Source organism: Streptomyces sp. NPDC006552 (genome assembly GCF_040611655.1).
Classification (GTDB): domain Bacteria; phylum Actinomycetota; class Actinomycetes; order Streptomycetales; family Streptomycetaceae; genus Streptomyces.
The window spans coordinates 1-19,281 of the sequence record NZ_JBEXOS010000008.1 but is presented as its reverse complement, the minus strand read 5'-3'; the positions used below and the strand labels follow the sequence as shown (position 1 = coordinate 19,281).

At 71.4% G+C, this 19,281-nt stretch carries 19 protein-coding genes; 12 read left to right on the top strand and 7 right to left on the bottom strand.

Translation table 11 applies throughout. From position 1 onward, the window contains the following. Positions 1-99: 99 nt before the first annotated feature. A complete protein-coding gene (locus tag ABZY33_RS07195; RefSeq protein ID WP_356490490.1) occupies positions 100-594 on the bottom strand; it encodes a DUF3145 domain-containing protein in 495 nt (164 codons plus the stop codon). Between the two features lie 383 nt (positions 595-977). Between ABZY33_RS07195 and ABZY33_RS07190 the strand changes: the two genes are divergently transcribed. Then, positions 978-1,898, top strand: a complete 921-nt coding sequence (locus ABZY33_RS07190) for an SGNH/GDSL hydrolase family protein (RefSeq protein WP_356490489.1) — start codon at positions 978-980, stop codon at positions 1,896-1,898. A 31-nt stretch (positions 1,899-1,929) separates the two neighbouring features. Beyond that, the gene (locus tag ABZY33_RS07185; protein WP_356490488.1) at positions 1,930-2,922 is read left to right on the top strand and encodes an aldose epimerase family protein; all 993 of its coding nucleotides are present in this window, start codon (positions 1,930-1,932) and stop codon (positions 2,920-2,922) included. 64 nt (positions 2,923-2,986) lie between these two features. On the opposite strand, the gene ABZY33_RS07180 is transcribed toward ABZY33_RS07185, so the two are convergent. Further along, the gene (locus ABZY33_RS07180) at positions 2,987-5,446 is read right to left on the bottom strand and encodes a glycoside hydrolase family 3 C-terminal domain-containing protein (protein WP_356490487.1); all 2,460 of its coding nucleotides are present in this window, start codon (positions 5,444-5,446) and stop codon (positions 2,987-2,989) included. A 135-nt stretch (positions 5,447-5,581) separates the two neighbouring features. Between ABZY33_RS07180 and ABZY33_RS07175 the strand changes: the two genes are divergently transcribed. Beyond that, a complete protein-coding gene (locus ABZY33_RS07175) occupies positions 5,582-6,190 on the top strand; it encodes a TetR/AcrR family transcriptional regulator (protein WP_356490486.1) in 609 nt (202 codons plus the stop codon). A 1-nt stretch (position 6,191) separates the two neighbouring features. Here ABZY33_RS07175 and ABZY33_RS07170 read toward each other — a convergent pair whose 3' ends face one another. The 4 genes from ABZY33_RS07170 to ABZY33_RS07155 form a co-directional block, all read right to left on the bottom strand. Beyond that, a complete protein-coding gene (locus ABZY33_RS07170; protein ID WP_356490485.1) occupies positions 6,192-6,521 on the bottom strand; it encodes a YrdB family protein in 330 nt (109 codons plus the stop codon). Then, positions 6,518-7,306, bottom strand: coding sequence for an EI24 domain-containing protein (locus ABZY33_RS07165; protein ID WP_356490484.1), 789 nt, complete (start codon positions 7,304-7,306; stop codon positions 6,518-6,520). The genes ABZY33_RS07170 and ABZY33_RS07165 overlap by 4 nt, the downstream gene beginning before the upstream one ends. 40 nt (positions 7,307-7,346) lie before the next feature. Then, on the bottom strand, positions 7,347-7,769 hold the full coding sequence (locus tag ABZY33_RS07160; RefSeq protein ID WP_356490483.1) for an organic hydroperoxide resistance protein: 423 nt from the start codon (positions 7,767-7,769) through the stop codon (positions 7,347-7,349). A gap of 128 nt (positions 7,770-7,897) precedes the next feature. After that, entirely contained in the window at positions 7,898-8,923 is a 1,026-nt protein-coding gene (locus ABZY33_RS07155) for an NADP-dependent oxidoreductase (protein WP_356490482.1), read from the bottom strand. Positions 8,924-9,088: 165 nt separating this feature from the next. Here ABZY33_RS07155 and ABZY33_RS07150 point away from each other — a divergent pair, with 165 nt between their 5' ends. Then, positions 9,089-9,526: a MarR family transcriptional regulator gene (locus ABZY33_RS07150; RefSeq protein ID WP_356490481.1), complete on the top strand. Its 438-nt coding sequence runs from the start codon at positions 9,089-9,091 to the stop codon at positions 9,524-9,526. Positions 9,527-9,550: 24 nt separating this feature from the next. Here the strand turns inward: ABZY33_RS07150 and ABZY33_RS07145 are convergent, their stop codons facing one another. Continuing rightward, positions 9,551-10,225, bottom strand: a complete 675-nt coding sequence (locus ABZY33_RS07145; protein ID WP_356490480.1) for a hypothetical protein — start codon at positions 10,223-10,225, stop codon at positions 9,551-9,553. A gap of 212 nt (positions 10,226-10,437) precedes the next feature. On the opposite strand from ABZY33_RS07145, the gene ABZY33_RS07140 reads away from it, so the two are divergent. From ABZY33_RS07140 to ABZY33_RS07105, 8 genes are all read left to right on the top strand, one after another. Next, the gene (locus tag ABZY33_RS07140) at positions 10,438-11,595 is read left to right on the top strand and encodes a mandelate racemase/muconate lactonizing enzyme family protein (RefSeq protein WP_356490479.1); all 1,158 of its coding nucleotides are present in this window, start codon (positions 10,438-10,440) and stop codon (positions 11,593-11,595) included. Further along, positions 11,592-12,596 (top strand): alcohol dehydrogenase catalytic domain-containing protein, encoded by a 1,005-nt coding sequence (locus ABZY33_RS07135; RefSeq protein WP_356490478.1) that lies wholly within the window; start codon positions 11,592-11,594, stop codon positions 12,594-12,596. The genes ABZY33_RS07140 and ABZY33_RS07135 overlap by 4 nt, the downstream gene beginning before the upstream one ends. A 62-nt stretch (positions 12,597-12,658) precedes the next feature. Beyond that, on the top strand, positions 12,659-13,615 hold the full coding sequence (locus ABZY33_RS07130) for a hypothetical protein (RefSeq protein ID WP_356490477.1): 957 nt from the start codon (positions 12,659-12,661) through the stop codon (positions 13,613-13,615). A gap of 142 nt (positions 13,616-13,757) precedes the next feature. Continuing rightward, positions 13,758-14,876 (top strand): multiple monosaccharide ABC transporter substrate-binding protein, encoded by a 1,119-nt coding sequence (chvE, locus tag ABZY33_RS07125; protein WP_356490476.1) that lies wholly within the window; start codon positions 13,758-13,760, stop codon positions 14,874-14,876. A 36-nt stretch (positions 14,877-14,912) separates the two neighbouring features. Beyond that, positions 14,913-16,475 carry a multiple monosaccharide ABC transporter ATP-binding protein gene (mmsA, locus tag ABZY33_RS07120; RefSeq protein WP_356490475.1) on the top strand — a complete coding sequence of 521 codons (1,563 nt, stop codon included), beginning with the start codon at positions 14,913-14,915 and terminating at the stop codon, positions 16,473-16,475. Further along, on the top strand, positions 16,472-17,719 hold the full coding sequence (gene mmsB / locus ABZY33_RS07115; protein WP_356490474.1) for a multiple monosaccharide ABC transporter permease: 1,248 nt from the start codon (positions 16,472-16,474) through the stop codon (positions 17,717-17,719). Before mmsA ends, mmsB begins: the two co-directional genes overlap by 4 nt. Positions 17,720-17,799: 80 nt before the next feature. Then, the gene (locus ABZY33_RS07110; RefSeq protein WP_356490473.1) at positions 17,800-18,954 is read left to right on the top strand and encodes an aldose epimerase family protein; all 1,155 of its coding nucleotides are present in this window, start codon (positions 17,800-17,802) and stop codon (positions 18,952-18,954) included. A 111-nt stretch (positions 18,955-19,065) separates the two neighbouring features. After that, a partial coding sequence (locus ABZY33_RS07105; protein WP_356490472.1) for a hypothetical protein occupies positions 19,066-19,281 on the top strand: 216 nt, incomplete at its 3' end.

The window sequence follows — 19,281 nt, the reverse complement described above, 5'->3', positions numbered from 1 at the left end:
GCTGACCCGTCAGACGTCCTGTGCCGCGAAACGCACGGTGGGCCCGCCCGGGATGTCCCGGGCGGGCCCACCGTCGTACGGCCGGGTGGGGCCGCCGGCTCACACCACCTGGTGGAGCCAGCGGACGGGGGCGCCTTCTCCCGCGTAGCGGAAAGGCTCCAGTTCGTCGTCCCAGGGCTTGCCGAGGAGCCGGGCCACCTCGGACTCCAGGTCGGTCTCGCCGCCCGTGGAGCGGGCCAGCGCGGCGCGCAGCCGGTCCTCGGGGATGAGGATGTCGCCGTGCATACCGGTGACGGCGTGGAAGATGCCGAGTTCGGGCGTGGCGCTGTACCGCTCGCCCTCGGCGCTCGCGCAGGGCTCGGCCGTCACCTCGAAGCGGAGCAGCTGCCAGCCGCGCAGCGCGGAGGCCAGCTGGGCGGCCGTGCCCGCCTCGCCCCGCCAGGAGAACTCGGATCTCCAGGTGCCCGGCGCGGCGGGCTGCCGGATCCAGTCGAGGCTGACGCGCGCGCCGAGTACGCCCGCGACCGCCCATTCGACGTGCGGGCACAGCGCGCGCGGCGCGGAGTGCACGTACAGAACTCCACGTGTCGTCACCGGACCTCCAGTGTGGGTCGAGGTTCGCCTTCCCCAGCGGCCTCGCGCCCGTGCCGAGCCTTCTTCCCTCCGTGCCCGGACCGACTAGGTCCAGACAAAAAGGGACACATCTGACGTGTTGTAATTTAGCGGAACCGGTACAGCGGGGTCTCACTGGGTCGACCGGGGACCCCGGGGCGAGGCTATCGCGCAGCGGTGCAAGGAGTGTGACGTACTGTCGGTCCCGGGACACACAAACGCCGACCTTTCACCCGGCTGGGGCGCAACCCCGGCCCCGCGTACGGCATCCATAGGGACAGACCCCCGCATCGACGGGGATGGATGCCCGCCCGGACCGGTGCGGGTGGCGAGAAAGTGACAGCGCGCGACCGAGGGGACCACAGATGCGGAAGCGAAGCCACGGGTCGGCTGTTTCCCGGGCGGTCCTCGCCTCCGCGGCGGCGGCCGCGCTCGGTGTCACGGCGCTCACCGCCTGCGACAGCGCCGGTGGCGACTCCCCCGGTCCCGGCGGCTCCACCGCGTCCGCGCGACCCTCGCCGAAGCCGACGCCGCGGTGGGACACGAGCCCGCGTTCCGTGGCCGCGGTCGGCGACTCGATCACCCGGGGGTTCGACGCGTGCAGCGTGCTCTCCGACTGCCCCGAGGTGTCCTGGGCGACGGGATCCGACGCGCACGTCAAGAGCCTGGCGGTGCGGCTGCTCGGCAAGGACCGGGCGAGGACGCACAGTTGGAACTACGCGCGGACGGGGGCCCGGATGGCGGAGCTGCCGGCGCAGATGCGGCGGGCGGCGGGCGAGCGGCCCGGCCTGGTGACGGTGATGGCTGGAGCCAACGACGCCTGCCGTCCGACGACCGGCGCCATGACCCCGGTGGACGCCTTCCGCAGCGACTTCGAGGAGGCGCTGCGGCAGTTGCGGAAGGCGGCTCCCAAGGCGCAGGTGTATGTGATGAGCGTGCCGGATCTGAAGCGGCTGTGGTCCGAGGGCCGGACGAACGCGCTGGGCAAGCAGGTCTGGAAGCTGGGCATCTGCGCGTCGATGCTGGCCGATCCGGACGCCATGGACACCGCGGCGACGCAGCGGCGCGACGCGGTCCAGGAGCGCGTCGAGGCGTACAACGAGGTGCTGAAGGACGTGTGCGCCAAGGACCGGCTCTGCCGGTCGGACGGGGGTGCGGTCTTCGGGTACCGGTTCGACGGGGACCAGTTGAGCAAGTGGGACTGGTTCCATCCCAGCAGGAACGGCCAGGCGCGGCTCGCCGCGCTCGCCTACCGCGGGGTGACGGCCACGGAGCCGCTCGCCTGAGGGACGGGGGCGCGGGCGTAGGGTCTCGATCATGCGCAGCGAACTCTTCGACGCCCTGCCCGACGGCACCGACGTCCACCGCTGGACCCTGGAACGGGACGGGGTGCGGGTACGCGTCCTGACGTACGGGGGCGTCCTGCAGTCGGTCGAGGTCCCCGACCGTGAGGGGGCCCGCGACGACATCGTGCTGGGCTTCCCCGACCTGTCCACGTATCTGGCCCACCCCGAGCCCTACTTGGGCGCCCTGGTCGGCCGGTACGCGAACCGGATCGCGGGCGGCCGCTTCCCGCTCGACGGGCGGATCTACCACCTGGCGCAGAACAACGGGCCGAACTCGCTGCACGGCGGTGAGCGCGGCTTCGACAAGCGGGTGTGGGACGCGGAGGCGGTCGAAGAGCACGCGCTGCGGCTGTCCCGCGTCTCGCCGCACGGCGAGGAGGGGTTCCCGGGCCGGCTCGAGGTCGCGGCGACGTACGCGCTGGAGGAGGGCGGGGTGCTGCGCCTGTCCTACGAGGCGGTGACCGACGCTGCGACGATCGTGAACCTGACCAACCACAGCTACTGGAACCTGGGCGGCGCGGGGTCCGGGAACGCGGCGGGCGGTCACGAGCTGCGGATCGACGCGGGCCTGGTGACGGCCGTGGACGAGGAGCTGATCCCGGTCGGTGAGCCGGTGGCGGTCGGCGGGACCCGGTTCGACTTCCGCCAGAGCCGCAAGACCGGGCCCGGCTACGACCACAACTACGTGCTCGACAAGGGCGTCACGGCGCAGGCCGAGGTCAGCGCCGAGCTGCACGATCCGGCGTCGGGCCGGGTGCTGACGATCGCCACGACCGAGCCGGGGCTTCAGCTCTACACCTCGGACGGGTTCGACGCGGGGCTGCCGTTCGCGCCTGGCGACGGGATCGCCCTGGAGACGCAGCACTTCCCCGATTCGCCGAACCGGCCCGACTTCCCCTCGACCGTGCTGCGGCCGGGAGAGGTGTACCGGTCGCAGACGGTCTACGGGTTCGGCGTCCGCTAGTCCCGTAGTCCCGCCGGCGCTTGTGCGCGAAGGAACCGGCGCTTGTGCGCGAGGAACCCGGCGCTCAGGCGATGAGCGTCTCGCTGACGCGGCCGTCGGTGAGCGAGCGGCCGGCGGTCAGTTCGTAGCGGCCGGGGCGGTGCGCCCACGCGTTCGCGCGCTCGTCCCAGGTCTCGAAGGCGCGGCGCGGGAGTTCGACCACGGCTTCGGCGCTCTCGCCTGGGGCGGCCGTGACGTTCGCGAAGCCGGCCAGCCAGCGAGCCGGGCGGTCCGGGTCGGGCTCGGCCGGCGAGAGGTAGAGCTGGACGGTCTCGCGGCCGGGGCGGGAGCCGGTGTTGCGGACGCGGACCGTGGCGGTGGTGCCGGTCACGTCGATCGACTCGTACGTCCAGTCGGTGTAGCCGAGGCCGTGGCCGAACGGGTAGGCGGGCGTGGCTGCTGACCGGTCCCAGGCGCGGTAGCCGATGAACACGCCTTCGGTGTAGTCGAGCCGGCCGTCGGCCGGTGTCACCCGGGTGACCGGGGCGTCGGCGAGGGCGCCCCAGGTGGTGGGCAGCCGGCCGCCCGGCTCCTCGGCGCCGAGCAGGACGTCGGCGAGCGCGTCGCCGCCCTCCTGGCCGGGGAACCAGCTGAGCAGTACGGCGGCGACGTCCTCGCGCCACGGCAGCTCCACCGGGGAGCCGGAGTTGACGACCACGACGGTGCGGGGGTTCACGGCGGCGACGGCGCGGACCAGGTCGTCCTGGCGGCCGGGCAGGCGCAGGTCGGTGCGGTCGAAGCCCTCGGACTCCACGCGTTCGGTGGTGGCGACCACGACGACGGCGGCTTCGGCGTCCCGGGCGGCCTCGACCGCCTCGGCGATCAGCGTGTCCGCGTCGCGGCGCGGTTCGAGGTGGGTGAGGCTGAAGATCACGGCGGGCAGCGGCATGGCGAGGGACGTGTCCAGCGGGTGGAGCAGGGAGACCGCCACCGGCTCGCCCTCGGTGAGCGGCACCGTGCCGCGCTCCAGCGGGGCGCCGAAGAAGGCTTCGAAGGGGTCGGACTCGCTGCCCATGGCCTGCACGCCGTCGTAGAGGACGGTGCCGTCGACGGTGAGGGTGAAGGCGCCGAGCCCGCGCGTGCCGAAGACGTGTTCGCCGCTCACGCGCGGGGTGAAGGTGCCCGTGATCTCGACGCTGCGCAGCGCCGCGTGGGTGACGCCGGCGGGCAGGTCGTCGCCCATCCACTGGAGCAGGCCGCTGGGCAGCGAGCCCTCGCCGATGACGGTGCCGTCGGCGTCGCGGCAGACGGCGCGCAGGGCGAACCCCTTGTCGGCGGCGGCGACCTCGTCGCTGGGGTCGGCGCCGACGGCGTAGGTCAGGGAGTCCGTCGCGGCGCGGAGGCCGTCGAGCGGCGAGACGAGGTGGTCGGGGAAGACGGTGGCGGAGCCGCCGCCGAGGATGCGGGCGTCGCGGGCGGCGGCGCCGATCAGGGCGAGCTTCGCGTCCTTGCGCAGCGGCAGGACGCCGGTGTTGCGGAGGAGGACGAAGGCGCGGTGGGCGAGTTCGCGGGCCAGGGCCACGCCGTCGATCTCGGCCGGGCGCTCGGCTGCGGCCACCTCGGGCTCCGCGCCGTCGAGGGCGCCGACGCGGGCGGCGAGCCGCAGCACGTTGCGCACGGCCGCGTCGACCTCGCTCTCCTCGGCCTCGCCGGCCCGGACGGCGGCGGCGAGCGCGGGTCCGTAGACCGTCTGCGGGCCGGGCATGGCGATGTCGAGGCCGCCCGTGAGGGCGCCGGTGGTGGAGCGGGCGGCCAGCCAGTCGGAGACGTTGACGCCGTCGAAGCCCCACTCGCCGCGCAGGATCTCGCCGACGAGGTGGCGGTGTTCGGTCATCGTCGTGCCGTTGACCATGTTGTAGGCGGTCATGACGCCCCAGGGGCGGGCGTTCGCGACGATGGTCTCGAAGGGGGCCAGGTACAGCTCGCGCAGCGCCCGCGCGCGGACGCGGTTGTCGACGGTGAAGCGGTCGGTCTCGGCGTCGTTGGCGACGAAGTGCTTGACGGTGGTGCCGACGCCGCCGGACTGGACGCCCTGGACGTAGCCGGTGCCGATGGCGCCGGTGAGGAGCGGGTCCTCGCTGTACGCCTCGAAGTGGCGGCCGCCGAGCGGGGAGCGGTGCAGGTTCACGGTCGGGGCGAGCAGGACGTGGACGCCCTTGCGGCGGGCCTCCTGGGCGAGCAGCGCGCCCGCCCGGCGCGCGAGCGCGGGGTCCCAGGTCGCGGCGAGCGCCGTCGGGGACGGCAGGGCGATCGAGGGGTCGTCGGCGGTCCAGCGCACCCCGCGGACCCCGATCGGGCCGTCGGACATGACCAGCGAGGCCAGGCCGATCTCGGGGAGCGCGGGCAGCGACCACATGTTCTGCCCGGCGAGCAGCCGCGCCTTGGCGTCGAGGTCGAGCTTGCCGAGCGCGGCCTCGACCGCCGCCTCGCGGGCCGGGTCCTTGCCGTCGGCGCCGCCGCCGGTTCCGTCTGCCTGGGTCGTCATGCCGGCTCTCCTCGTCGAGGTCCTCAGGTACGTGCGCACGGATGCGCCGAGCGCGTCCATCCTGCACCCGGCGCCTGTAGAGCGGTAGGTTTCGTTATTTTGGCGTTATGGAACCCATTCGGCGAGCCCGGGCCCGTGTCGTACGGTGACCGCATGAGCAGCACCAGAACCGCCCGGAGCGAGGGGCGCCGGGCGGAGATCCTGCGGTCGGCCCTGGAGGTGATCGCCGAGCGTGGGTACCGCGGCGCGAGCCTCGCGGCGGTCGCGGAGCGCGTGGGCCTGACCCAGCAGGGGCTGCTGCACCACTTCCCGACGAAGGAGGCGCTGCTCGTCGCGGTGCTCGCGGACCGGGACCGGTGGGACGCCGTGCCGAGCACGCAGTGGCGCCTGGACCTGCTCGGTTCCCTGGTCGAGTACAACGCGATGCGGCCGGGGATCGTGCAGACCTTCGCGGCGCTGCTCGGGGAGTCGGTCACCGAGGGCCATCCGGCGCGGGCGTTCTTCACCGGCCGCTATGGGGAGGTACGCGCCTCGATGGCCGAGGTGCTGCGCGCGGAGTACGGGGAACGGCTGCCGAACGGGCTCACCCCGGAGCGGGCCGCGCCGCTGCTCGTCGCCGTGATGGACGGCTTGCAGTACCAGTGGCTGCTCGACCCGGAGTCGGTGGACATGCCCGGCGCGTTCCGCGACTTCCTGGCGCTGCTGGGCGAGCCCGGCGGCGGGGCCGGGTCCCGGGAGAGCTGACCTACTGGTTCCAGTGGACCGCGAGCGCCTTGCTGAGCGCGCAGACCGCCGCGAGGAGCGCCGCCCAGACGTACGCGCCGGTCAGGGCCAGGGCGGCGACGCCGGCGCCGAACCAGACGGTCTCGAAGGCGACGCGGGTCGCGCCGCGGGTCTTGTGGACGGCCTTCTGGGAGCCGAAGAGCGCCCACGTGGTGATCATGGCGGCCAGTCCGAGCAGGCCGTAGAGCCAGGCCAGAGGCGCGGCCACGTCACGGGTGAAGCCGTAGGCGCCCACGGCGGCCAGGGCCGCCAGTTCGATGAGGAACAGGACGCCCAGGTTCGCTGTCTTCATGTGGTCGCCCCTCGCACGCTCACGTCCGTCCTGTCGCCGTCCGGCGCCCCGGCCTGTTCCATGTCACGCACCATCAAGGTTGCTCCCGCCACCGCTCCCGGCATCAGGAACACCGCCACCACCGGGACCAGGAAGGCGACCGCCAGGGGTGCGCCGAAGCCCCACGCGAGGCCCTTGCGCGAGCGCAACAGGGCGAGGCGGTCACGGAGTTGGACCCCGCGTCGTTGCAGCGCCACCGAGGTCAGCTCCTCGCAGAGGAAGAAGCCCGTGACGAAGAAGCCGAGGACCGGGACGACCGTCTGGCCGACGAAGGGCAGGAAGCCGAGCGCGAAGAGCAGGACGCCCCACAGGCAGGCCCGCACCAGGATGCGCAGGCTGTCCCGGGCGGAGATCCACAGCTCGCGCCAGAGCGGCAGGCCGGACTCGGGGGCGTGGCCGCCCTCGGCGAGGTCGACCTGCTCCGAGAGGGACTCGTAGAAGGGCTGGCCGACCAGCAGGGTGACGGCGGTGAAGGTCAGCACGGCCAGGAGCAGGGCCAGGGCGAAGAGCACGGCGGTCAGCAGGCCGCGGAAGAGGCCGGCCCACGGCGACGACCAGTCGTCGGCGAACGGGGTCGCCCAGCCGACGAAGTCGGCGCCCCAGACGGCCAGGCAGACCAGGGCCGCCGCGTACAGGACGAGGGTGATGAGGCCGGGCAGCAGGCTCCAGCCGAACTGTCTGCCGTGCCGGGCGACCCAGCGCTGCCCCTGCACCAGATAGCCGAAGCCCGCCCCGAGATCACGCATGGCGCAAACCTTACGGGACGGGCCGGGGCCGTTCGAACGGTCAGACCGAGAGCGTGACCGTGATGTTGCCGCGGGTCGCCTTGGAGTACGGGCAGACCTGGTGGGCCTTCTCGATCAGGGCCGTGGCGGTGGCCGTGTCCGCGTTCGGGATGGCCGCCGAGATGTCGACGATCAGGCCGAAGCCGTCGTCGTTCTTGCCGATGCCGACCTTCGCGGTGACGGTCGAGCCGGCGATGTCGATGCCCTCCTGGCGGGCGACGACGGCGAGGGCGCCCTGGAAGCAGGCGCTGTAGCCGGCCGCGAAGAGCTGCTCGGGGTTGGTGCCGGCGCCCGAACCACCCTGCTCCTTGGGCGGGTTGACGACGACGTCGAGCTTGCCGTCGTCGGTGGAGACGCGGCCGTCGCGGCCGTTCTCGGCGGTGGCTACGGCGGTGTAGACGACGTCGTCCTGCGTGATGGCCATACCCGTACTCCCTCATTCCAATATGCGGAAAGCTTCATCCGTCAGATGGAAACAGCCTAGCGAATGCCGCCAGGAACGAAAGTGGCCCCCGTCACAGAATCGGGGGCCACCACGGTAGAGCGCGAGCGTCAGAGCTTGACGACCATCTTGCCCGTGTTGTCGCCGCGCAGGACGCCGAGGAACGCCTCCACGTTGTTCTCGATGCCCTCGACGACCGTCTCGCGGTACTTCAGCTCGCCGGAGCGGACCCAGGCGCCGACCTCCTGGACGAACTGCGGCTGCAGGTCGTAGTGGTCGCCGACGAGGAAGCCCTCGATGCGGCCGCGGGTCTGGATGAGCCGGGAGAGGTTGCGCGGGCCGGGGGCCGGCTCGGTGTTGTTGTAGACGGAGATCGCGCCGCAGATGGCGATGCGGCCGTCACGGTTGAGCCGGGCGATGGCGGCTTCCAGGTGGTCGCCGCCGACGTTGTCGAAGTAGGCGTCGACGCCGTCGGGGGCCGCCTCCTTGAGCTGCTCGTGGACGCTGCCGGTCTTGTAGTTGAAGGCCGCGTCGAAGCCGTACTCCTCCAGGAGCAGCTTGACCTTCTCGTCCGAGCCGGCCGAGCCGATGACCCGCGAGGCGCCTTTGAGCTTGGCGATCTGGCCGACCTGGCCGCCGACCGCGCCCGCGGCGCCGGAGACGAAGACGCTGTCGCCCTCCTTGAAGGAAAGCGTGCGCAGCAGGCCCGCGTAGGCCGTCAGGCCGGTCATGCCGAGGACACCGAGGTACGTCGACAGGGGCGCGGCCTCGGGGTCGACCTTCACGGCCTGCTTGGCGTCGAACGTCGCGTACTCGCGCCAGCCGAAGAAGTGCAGGACGTGGTCGCCGACCGCGACACCCTCGTCGTTCGAGGCGATGACCTCGCCGACGGCGCCGGCCTGCATGGCCTTGCCCAGCTCGTAGGGGGCCACGTACGACTTCGCGGCGCTCATCCGGCCGCGCATGTACGGGTCGACCGACACGAAAAGGTTGCGGACCAGGACCTGACCGGGACCCGGCTCGACGACCGGGGCCTCGCGCAGCTCGAAGTCCGTGGGCTCGGGCCAGCCGACGGGACGGCTGATCAGGGCCCACTCGCGGCCGGTGGCGGGGATCTGGGGGGTCTCGGCGGGCATGCGCGGATCATCCTTCGTCGCAGAGAGGAACGGGTTCAGCGGTACGGGCGAAGTACGCCGGTCAGGCGGCGGTGCGGCCGCCGGCGCCCGGCAAGTACTTCAGTACATGAAACAACCATGCTCCTGAATATTTCATGATGTCAAGTAACTGGGTACCCTGGATCCATGACCGCCACCCGTCCGCGCCGCACCGATCCGCTCACCCGCGAAGTCGTCGAGCTGATCGGCGCCGTCGTCGCGCGCTACCACCAGGAGTACGAGGAGGCGGCCGCGCGGCACGGGCTGACCGGCGCGCAGGCCCGGGTGCTCAGCCTGCTCGCGCTCGAACCCCTGCCGATGCGGCAGATCGCGCAGCGGCTGAAGTGCGAGCCGTCGAACATCACGGGGATCGTGGACCGCCTGGAGGCGCGTGGGCTCGTGGAGCGGCGGCCCTCGCCCGGGGACCGGCGTGTGAAGGTGGCCGCGACCACCGAGGAGGGCGCACGCGTGGCGGGGAGCCTGCGCGACTCCCTGGACTTCGCCCGGGAGCCGCTCAGCGGGCTCGACCGGGAGCAGCGCCTCGCGCTGCGGGACATGCTGCGGACGATGGTCGGGGCGGAGTGATCCCGCGCCGGTGACGTCCGGCCCCTACCTGCACCACCACAGGAAGCGGTCGCACGTCTGCGTCGGGGTCGGCTCGGGCGTCGGGGACGCGGTCGTCGGGCTCGGGTCGGCGCTGGTGGGCCGGGCGGTCGTCGGCGAGTCCGGGGGCGGGCCGGTCGGGGACGCGTGCGCGCCGGCCGGCGTCGTGGCGGCGTCCGTCGCCTGCGCCGACGGGGAGGCGCTGCTCTCCCCCGCGCTCGGTGACGCCGAGGCCGACGGGGAGGCGGAGGCGCCGGGCGAGCGGGACGCGCCGCCGGCCGGAGCCGACGCGCCGGCGCGCGGGGCGTCGGCTCCGGCCACCGGTGACGTGACGTCCGCGTCCGCCTGCGGCACGGCGTCGGCGGTGTCCGGCGCCGCCTGGGCGTCGCCGCCGCCGGAGGACTCCGTGCCGAGTTCGGCGAGGCTCAGGCCGCCCGCCGCGAGCGCGAGGCCGGCCGTGACGAGCAGGATGCGGCCCCGGCGCCTGCGGTGCGCCCGGCGGGGGCGGCGCCTGCTGCGCGGGCGGGCGGACGTGCCCTCGCGCGCCGCCTCGGGCTCCTCGGCCGACTCGTGCGCGGTGAGCGCCTCGGCGTAGGCGCGCACGGCCTCGGCCGGGGTGCCGCAGCCGGGGCAGGCCAGAGCGCCGTTGAGGTGTCTGCGGCACGGGTGGCAGTAGTCCATGACGTAGGGAGGCTAGGCGCCCGGGCGGTGACGGAGAAAGCCGGTGCTGTGAATCTTCTGTGCGGAACGGCCTGTTCCGACCCGGGTGACGCTCCGGAGAACCTCTGCCCAGACCATTGACACCCCTATGCGGCCGTCTTTACTGTCACGCCAGCATTTCGAACGCATGACGAAATATCGAACAACATCGATCGGCACAGGGGGCAACTGCCTTGCGCATCACGGGAATCAGCACGCATGTGGTCGGAACGCCCTGGCGGAACCTGACCTATGTCCAGGTGCACACCGACGAGGGGATCACCGGCGTCGGCGAGACCCGCATGCTGGGCCACACCGACGCGCTCATCGGCTACTTGAACGAGGCGCTGGCCAACCACATCGTGGGCTCGGACCCGTTCGCCGTCGAGGACCTCGTGCGGCGGATGAAGTACGGCGACTACGGGCGGGCCGGGGAGATCGTCATGTCCGGCATCGCCGTGGTGGAGATGGCCTGCTGGGACATCAAGGGCAAGGCGCTCGGCGTCCCGGTGTGGCAGCTGCTCGGCGGCAAGGTCACCGACAAGGTCAAGGCGTACGCGAACGGCTGGTACACCACCGAGCGGACCCCGGAGGCCTACCACAAGGCCGCGCGGGCGGTCATGGAGCGCGGGTACCGGGCGCTGAAGATCGACCCGTTCGGGACCGGGCACTACGAGCTGGACCACCAGCAGTCCCTGTACGCCGTCTCGTTGATCGAGGCCGTACGCGACGCGATCGGGCCGGACGCCGAGCTGATGCTGGAGATGCACGGGCGGTTCTCCCCCGCGACGGCGATCCGGCTCGCGAACGAGCTGGCGCCGTTCAAGCCCGCCTGGCTGGAGGAGCCGGTGCCGCCGGAGAACCTCAAGGCGCTGGAGAAGGTCGCCGCCAAGGTGGAGATCCCGATGGCGACCGGCGAGCGCATCCACGACCGGATCGAGTTCCGGGAGCTGTTCGAGAGCCAGGCCGTCGACATCATCCAGCCGGACGTCGGCCACCTCGGCGGCATCTGGGAGACGCGCAAGCTGGCCGCCACCGCCGAGACCCACTACATGCTGGTCGCCCCGCACAACGTGGGTGGGCCCGTGCTCACCGCCGCCTCGCTCCAGGTCGGGTTCACCTCCCCCAACTTCAAGATCCTGGAGCACTTCAACGACTTCGCCGACGCGGAGATCAAGAAGGTCGTGACGGGCGCGCCGCAGGTCGTGGACGGGTACTTCGAGCTGTCGCACGCGCCGGGCCTCGGTGTCGAGCTGGACGTCGACGCGGCGGCCGAGTTCCCGCAGCAGCAGGCCCGGTTCGACCTGTGGGCCGAGGGCTGGGAGAAGCGCGCGCCGAAGGGGAGCCAGTGAGCCGCGCCGTCGTCGTCGACGCTCCCGGCCGCCACCGGGTGGTGCCGCACGAGCCCGCGCCGCCCGGCGCGGGAGAGGCGCGGGTGCGGGTGCACGCGGTGGGGATCTGCGGCAGCGACCGCGAGGTCTACCAGGGCAACCGGCCCGAGGGGTACGTCCGGTATCCGCTGACGCCCGGCCATGAGTGGTCCGGGGTCGTGGAGGCGGTGGGCGACGGCGTGCCGGCCGGGCTCGTCGGGCGCAAGGTCGTCGGCGAGGGCTTCCGCAACTGCCAGGTCTGCGACCGGTGCCACGCCGGTGAGACGACGCTGTGCACCGCCGGGTACGAGGAGACGGGCTTCACGCAGCCCGGGGCGATGGCCGCGACGCTGGTGCTGCCGGCCCGGCTGCTGCACGTCCTGGCGGATGACGCGGAGCTGAGCGCCGCCGCCCTCCTGGAGCCGGCCGCGTGCGTGGCCGCCGCGGCGCTCAAGGCCGGGGCCCGGCCCGGGCAGCGGGTCGCCGTGGTCGGGACCGGGACGCTCGGGATGCTGGCCGTGCAGTTCCTCGCCGCGGCCTCGCCTGCGGAGCTGCTCGTCGTCGGCACCCGGGACGAACGGGCCGTGCTGGCCCGGCGGTTCGGGGCGACGGACTTCCGGCTGCGGACGGACCCGCTGCCCGCCGATGCCGATGTCGTGATCGAGACGGCGGGCTCCGCCTCGGCCGCCCGGACCGCGGCGTCCCTGCTGCGGCGGGGCGGGCGCCTGGTGCTCACCGGCATCCCCGCGGCGGGCGCCGAGGGGCTCGACCCCACCGATCTCGTGGTGCGCCAGCTGGAGGTGCGCACCGTGTTCGGCGCGGCTCCCGACGCGTGGGCGCACGCGGTGCGGATGTTCGGGGCCGGGCTGCTCGATCCGCTGCCGCTGGTGACGCACGAGGTGCCGCTGGAGCGGTTCGCCGAGGCCATCGAGTGGGTCGGAGCCGGGGACCCCGCGGTGGGGAAGGTGCTGCTGCGGCCCTGACGGGCCCGCGCCCCTTGCCCGGACACATTCTTCTCAGACGCCGAACGAAACGAAGGACGAGCGTGACCGACTCACCCCGCCGACCCGGCGAACCCGCCCTCTCCTCCCTCGGGCTGAGCGCACCCGCTCCGGACCCGGCGGACGCCTCCCCGCACACCTTCCCGGACGGCGGGACGTGGCGCGTGGAGATCCCCTCCGTCGAGGGCCCCGAGGCCGTCGGTGTCGTACTGAAGGAAGCCTCGCGGCTCGACGTGCCCGTCCACCGGATCAGCCAGGGCAGCGGCGTCTGGATGCTGCGGGACACCGAGATCGTGGAGATGGCCGAGGCGGCCGCCGAGCGCTCCATCGAGCTGTGCCTGTTCACCGGGCCGCGCGGCACCTGGGACACCGGTGCCTCCGTGCGCACCGACTCGCGCGGCGCCGGTCTGCGCGCCCGCGGCCACGACGCCGTCGCCGGCTGCGTCGAGGACGCGATACGGGCGACGGAGCTGGGGGTGAAGTGCCTGCTCGTCGCCGACGAGGGCGTGCTGTGGACGCTGCACCGGGCGCGCACCCAGGGCGTCATCCCGGCCGACACCACGCTCAAGGTGTCGGCGCTCATCGGGCCGGTGAACCCTGCCTCGTACGCGGTCTACGAGCGGCTCGGCGCCGACTCGCTGAACGTGCCGTCCGATCTGACCCTGGCCCACCTCACCGAGATCCGCCGGCTCTCCGCGGCCCCGATGGACATGTACGTCGAGGCCCCCGACGACCTCGGCGGCTTCATCCGGATGTACGAGATCGCCGAACTGGTCCGCCGCGGCGCCCCCTTGTACCTGAAGTTCGGGCTGGCCAAGGCGCCCGGGATCTACCCGTACGGCACCCACCTGCGGGACGTGGCCCTGGACACCGCGCGCGAGCGCGTGCGGCGGGGACGGCTCGCGCTCGACCTGCTCGCCCGGCACGGGGCGGACGGCGGTATGTCGCCGCTCGGCGCCCGGCTGCCCGGCACACTGCGGCGCTTCGACACGGCCCAATAACGTTCTGGACACGCAACTTCACAGAACACGACAGAGCCGCGCACAATCCAACGCACTTCGGTTCTCGGTCAATCTCCGCTCCCTGTCAGCGACTTCGCCCCTTCCGACCGAGCTCTGCACTCACACATCAAGGATGATGACCATGCGAAACCGCCGAGCCGCTCTCGCAGCGATAGCCGCCACCGCCTCCCTCGCGCTGACCCTGACCGCGTGCGGCCAGGACAGCGAGGGCGGCAAGGAAGAGGGCAAGAAGGACGCCAAGGGGTCGACCGTCGGCATCGCGATGCCGACGAAGTCCTCGGAGCGCTGGATCGCGGACGGCAACAACGTCGTCAAGGCGCTGAAGGCCAAGGGGTACAAGACGCAGCTGGTCTACGGCGAGGACGACCCCGACCAGCAGGTCTCCCAGATCGAGAACATGATCACGCAGGGTGTCTCCGCGCTGATCGTCGCCGCGATCGACAACAAGTCGCTGAACTCGGTGCTGCAACAGGCCGCCGACGCGGACATCCCGGTGATCTCCTACGACCGGCTCATCCTCGACACCAAGAACGTCAGCTACTACGCGACGTTCGACAATGAGAAGGTCGGCCGGCTCCAGGCCACGTCCCTCGTCGACAAGCTGGGCCTGAGCAAGGGCGAAGAGGGCCCCTTCAACATCGAGCTGTTCGCCGGCTCCAACGACGACAACAACACCCGGTACTTCTTCAACGGCGCGATGAAGGTGCTCCAGCCCTACATCGACAAGAAGCAGCTGGTCGTCAAATCCGGCCAGACCAAGCTCAACCAGATCACCACGCTGCGCTGGGACGGCGCCACCGCCCAGAAGCGCATGGACGACATCCTGACCTCGACGTACAAGGGCAGCACCCGCGTGGACGCCGTGCTCTCCCCCTACGACGGCATCTCCATCGGCATCCTGTCGGCGCTGAAGTCGGACGGCTACGGCTCCAAGTCGAAGCCGCTGCCGCCCATCTCCGGGCAGGACGCCGAGGTCGCCTCGGTGAAGTCGATCATCGGGGGCCAGCAGTACTCGACCGTCTACAAGGACCTGCGCAAGCTCGCCAAGGTCGCGTCGACCATGGTCGACGACGTGCTGCACGACAAGAAGCCCGAGGTGAACGACACCAAGAGCTACGACAACGGCGCGAAGGTCGTCCCCTCGTACCTGCTCAACCCTGTCCTGGTCACCAAGGACAACTACGAGAAGGAACTCGTCGACAGCGGCTACTACTCCAAGGCCGACCTCGGCCAGAAGTAAGTACCCCTGTCCGCTCACTAGTCGAAGGGCACGACCATGGCGGGACCCGTCCTGGACATGCGCTCCATCGTCAAGACCTTCCCCGGCGTCAAGGCGCTCTCGGACGTCACGCTGACCGTACGCCAGGGCGAGGTCCACGCCATCTGCGGGGAGAACGGCGCCGGCAAGTCCACCTTGATGAAGGTGCTCTCCGGCCTTCATCCGTACGGCAGTTATGAGGGCGAGATCCTTTTCGAGGGCGAACCCTGCCGCTTCAAGGACATCAACGCGTCCGAGAAGCGCGGCATCGTCATCATCCACCAGGAGCTGGCGCTGATCCCCTTCCTGTCGATCGCCGAGAACATGTTCCTCGGCAACGAGCACGCGAAGCGCGGGCTGATCGACTGGAGCAAGACCCTGGGAAACGCCACCCGGCAGCTGCGCCGGGTGGGCCTGGCGGAGAACCCCAACACCCGGATCGCCGACATCGGGGTCGGCAAGCAGCAGCTGGTGGAGATCGCCAAGGCGCTCGCCAAGGACGTGAAGCTGCTGATCCTGGACGAGCCGACCGCGTCGCTGAACGACGAGGACTCCGGCAAACTCCTCGATCTGATCCTGGAGTTGAAGGACCAGGGCATCACCTCGATCATCATCTCGCACAAGCTGAACGAGATCCGCCGCGTCGCCGACTCGGTGACGATCCTGCGCGACGGCCGCACCATCGAGACCCTCGACGTGCACGCCCCGGAGACCACCGAGGACCGGATCATCTCCGGGATGGTCGGGCGCGACCTGGAGAACCGCTTCCCCACGCGCACCCCGCACACGCCCGAGGAAGGGGCGGCGCCGGCCCTGGAGATCCGCGACTGGACCGTCCACCACCCCCTGGACCGGGAGCGCAAGGTCGTCGACCACGTCTCCCTGGAGGTACGGCGCGGGGAGATCGTCGGGATCGCCGGGCTGATGGGCGCGGGCCGCACGGAGCTGGCGATGAGCGTCTTCGGGCGGACCTACGGCCGCTACGCGGGCGGCACCGTGCTCAAGGACGGCAAGGAGATCCGGACGAAGACGGTCGCGGAGGCCGTCGGACACGGCATCGCCTACGCGACCGAGGACCGCAAGCACTACGGCCTCAACCTCATCGACACCATCAACCGCAACATCTCCCTCGCGGCCCTCGGCAAGGTCTCCAAGCGGGGCCTGGTCGACGAGCACGGGGAGCGGCAGGTCGCCGAGGAGTACCGCAGGTCGATGAATATCAAGGCCCCGACGGTCTTCGAACCGGCGGGCAAGCTCTCGGGCGGCAACCAGCAGAAGGTCGTCCTCAGCAAGTGGATCTTCGCCGGGCCCGAGGTACTCATCCTCGACGAGCCGACCCGCGGGATCGACGTCGGTGCCAAGTACGAGATCTACACGGTCATCGACAAGCTCGCGGCCGAGGGCAAGGCGGTGGTGTTCATCTCCTCCGAACTGCCCGAGCTGCTCGGCATGTGCGACCGCATCTACACGATGAGCGCGGGCCGGCTGACCGGCGAGGTCCCGCGTGCGGAGGCGACGCAGGAGTCCCTGATGCGCCTGATGACCAAGGAAAAGAACGGGACAGAAGAGGTAACGCGATGAGCACGGACGTGATGGACAAGTCCCCGGCGCCCGCGCCGCCGGGCAAGGGCGGCGGCGCGGGCGCCGGGGGCGGGCTGCTGCACCTCGTGCTCGACGGGATGCGCCGCAACATGCGCCAGTACGGCATGCTGATCGCGCTCGGCCTGCTCGTGGTCGTCTTCGCCGTGTGGACGGACGGCGACCTGATCCTGCCGCGCAACGTCTCCAACCTGGTGCTGCAGAACAGCTACATCCTGATCCTCGCGATCGGCATGATGCTCGTCATCATCGCCGGCCACATCGATCTGTCGGTCGGCTCGCTGACCGCCTTCATCGGCTCGACGGCCGCCGTCCTCATGGTCAGCCACGACGTGCCCTGGCCGCTCGCGGCGGTCATCTGCCTCGCGATGGGCGGCGTGGCGGGCTGTGTGCAGGGCTGGCTGATCGCGTACGGCGGCATACCGTCGTTCATCGTGACCCTCGCGGGCATGCTCGTGTGGCGCGGGCTCACCGAGATCCTGCTCGAGGGGCAGACCCTCGGCCCGTTCCCGGAGGGCCTGGGCAAGCTCGGCAACGGCTTCCTGCCGGAGGTCGGCCCGGACACCAACTACCACAACCTCACCCTGCTGCTCGGGGTCGTGCTCGCCGCGGCCGTGGTCGTGCAGGAGGTCCGGGACCGGCGCCGCCAGCACGAGTTCGCGCTCGACGTGCCGCCGTTCAACCTGTTCGTGCTGAAGCTGGTCGCGATCGTCGCCGCCATCGCCGTGGTCACGATGCTCCTCGCCAGCTACAAGGGCGCCCCGATCGTCCTGCTCATCCTGGGCGTCCTGGTGGTGGGCTACGGCTACCTGATGCGCAACTCGATCTTCGGCCGGCACATCTACGCCATCGGCGGCAACCTCCCGGCGGCGAAGCTCTCCGGGGTGAAGGACAAGAAGGTCTCCTTCTACGTCTTCCTGAACATGGGCGTACTCGCGGCCCTGGCCGGCCTGGTCGTGGCCGCCCGCCTGAACGCGGCCTCGCCGAAGGCCGGGCTCAACTTCGAACTGGAGGCGATCGCCGCGTCGTTCATCGGCGGCGCCTCCATGAGCGGCGGCGTCGGCACCGTCCTCGGCGCGATCATCGGTGGCCTCGTCCTCGGTGTACTGAACAACGGCATGAACCTGCTCGGCGTCGGCTCCGACTGGCAGTCGGTCATCAAGGGTCTGGCGCTGCTCGCCGCGGTCGGCTTCGACGTATGGAACAAGCGGCGCGCCGGTTCCTGACCCCGCGCCACCGCCCTCGTCCGCCAGGGCCGCTCGCCTCGCACGTCATCAGGCACCACTCCCCTTCTTAGGAGCGTCAGATGGACACGACCAGACGTACGGTCCTCGCGGCGGCCGCCGCCGCGGGCGTCGCCACCACGGTGGGCGGCGGGGGCACGGCGCACGCCGCGCCGGGAAGGAAGCCCGTGAAGGAGCTGTTCGGCAGGCTCGCCGACGGCACGAGGATCTACCGCTGGAGCCTGGCCAACGGCGGCACCCGCCTGAAGGTCCTCTCCTACGGCGGCATCGTGCAGTCTTTGGAGCTGCCCGACCGGCACGGCCGGTACGTGAACGTCTCCCTCGGCTACGACCACATCGAGGGGTACGTCACCGGGACCACGTTCTTCGGCGCGACCATCGGCCGGTACGGCAACCGCATCGCCGGCGGCCGCTTCACGCTGGACGGCACGGCGTACCAGCTCTCCGTGAACGACGGGGAGAACTCGCTGCACGGCGGGGCGCAGGGCTTCAACACGCGGGTGTGGGACGTGGAGCCGTTCACGTCCGGCCCCGACGTGGGGCTCGCGCTGCACTACACGTCGGTCGACGGCGAGATGGGCTACCCGGGCACGCTCCGGGTCACCGTCACCTACACCCTCACGGCGCGCGGCGACTGGCGTATCGACTACCGGGCGACGACGGACAAGGCGACCGTCGTCAACCTCACCAACCACACCTACTACAACCTCGCGGGCGAGGGCAGCGGCGACATCTACGACCACCGGCTCGCCCTCGCCGCCTCGCGCTACACGCCCACCGACGCGGGGCTCATCCCCACCGGTGAGCTGGCGAGGGTCGCGGGCACGCCGTTCGACTTCCGCTCCGGCAAGACCGTCGGCGAGTCCATCCGGGCCGGACACCCGCAGCTGATCACCGCGAAGGGTTTCGACCACAACTGGGTGCTCGACAAGGGCAGTACGGACCGCCCGGTCCCCTTCGCCACCCTGCGCGACCCGGGCTCGGGCCGCACGCTGCGGATCGCCACGGACCAACCCGGGGTGCAGTTCTACTCCGGGAACTTCCTCGACGGCACGCTCGTCGGCCCGTCCGGCCGCGCCTACCGGCAGGGCGACGGACTCTGCCTGGAGACCCAGCACTTCCCGGACTCCCCGAACCAGCCGGCGTTCCCCTCGACGGTCCTGCGCCCCGGCGAGACGTACCGCTCGACGACGGTGCACTCCTTCGGCATCTCCTGAGCGTCCGCGGCCCGTCTCCGCAACCGCAGCCCCGCCGGGGAACGTCAGCCCCAGTAGGGTTCGAACGCGGATGCGGCGACGGGACCGCTCAGGCACGAGAGGGCACGGGGGATGGGCTACACGATTCCGGGTTGGCTGGATGACGTCCTGGACTTCATCGGGATCAACTTCCCGAACGTGGACGAGGACGACTACCGCGAGATGGCCATCGCCATGCGGGAGTTCGCGGAGCAGTTCGAGGGACACGGCGGTGACGCGCACAAGGCGGTGACGCGCATCCTGTCCTCGTCCGAGGGCTGGGCCGTGGACTCGTTCGAGAAGCACTGG

Coding starts and splice junctions, on each gene's coding strand:
- ABZY33_RS07160 (WP_356490483.1), bottom strand. CDS start 7,769: ATGGCCATCACGCAGGACGACGTCGTCTACACCGCCGTAGCCACCGCC.
- mmsA (WP_356490475.1), top strand. CDS start 14,913: ATGGCGGGACCCGTCCTGGACATGCGCTCCATCGTCAAGACCTTCCCC.
- ABZY33_RS07110 (WP_356490473.1), top strand. CDS start 17,800: ATGGACACGACCAGACGTACGGTCCTCGCGGCGGCCGCCGCCGCGGGC.
- ABZY33_RS07190 (WP_356490489.1), top strand. CDS start 978: ATGCGGAAGCGAAGCCACGGGTCGGCTGTTTCCCGGGCGGTCCTCGCC.
- ABZY33_RS07170 (WP_356490485.1), bottom strand. CDS start 6,521: ATGAAGACAGCGAACCTGGGCGTCCTGTTCCTCATCGAACTGGCGGCC.
- ABZY33_RS07180 (WP_356490487.1), bottom strand. CDS start 5,446: ATGACGACCCAGGCAGACGGAACCGGCGGCGGCGCCGACGGCAAGGAC.
- chvE (WP_356490476.1), top strand. CDS start 13,758: ATGCGAAACCGCCGAGCCGCTCTCGCAGCGATAGCCGCCACCGCCTCC.
- ABZY33_RS07185 (WP_356490488.1), top strand. CDS start 1,930: ATGCGCAGCGAACTCTTCGACGCCCTGCCCGACGGCACCGACGTCCAC.
- ABZY33_RS07155 (WP_356490482.1), bottom strand. CDS start 8,923: ATGCCCGCCGAGACCCCCCAGATCCCCGCCACCGGCCGCGAGTGGGCC.
- mmsB (WP_356490474.1), top strand. CDS start 16,472: ATGAGCACGGACGTGATGGACAAGTCCCCGGCGCCCGCGCCGCCGGGC.
- ABZY33_RS07165 (WP_356490484.1), bottom strand. CDS start 7,306: ATGCGTGATCTCGGGGCGGGCTTCGGCTATCTGGTGCAGGGGCAGCGC.
- ABZY33_RS07150 (WP_356490481.1), top strand. CDS start 9,089: ATGACCGCCACCCGTCCGCGCCGCACCGATCCGCTCACCCGCGAAGTC.
- ABZY33_RS07145 (WP_356490480.1), bottom strand. CDS start 10,225: ATGGACTACTGCCACCCGTGCCGCAGACACCTCAACGGCGCTCTGGCC.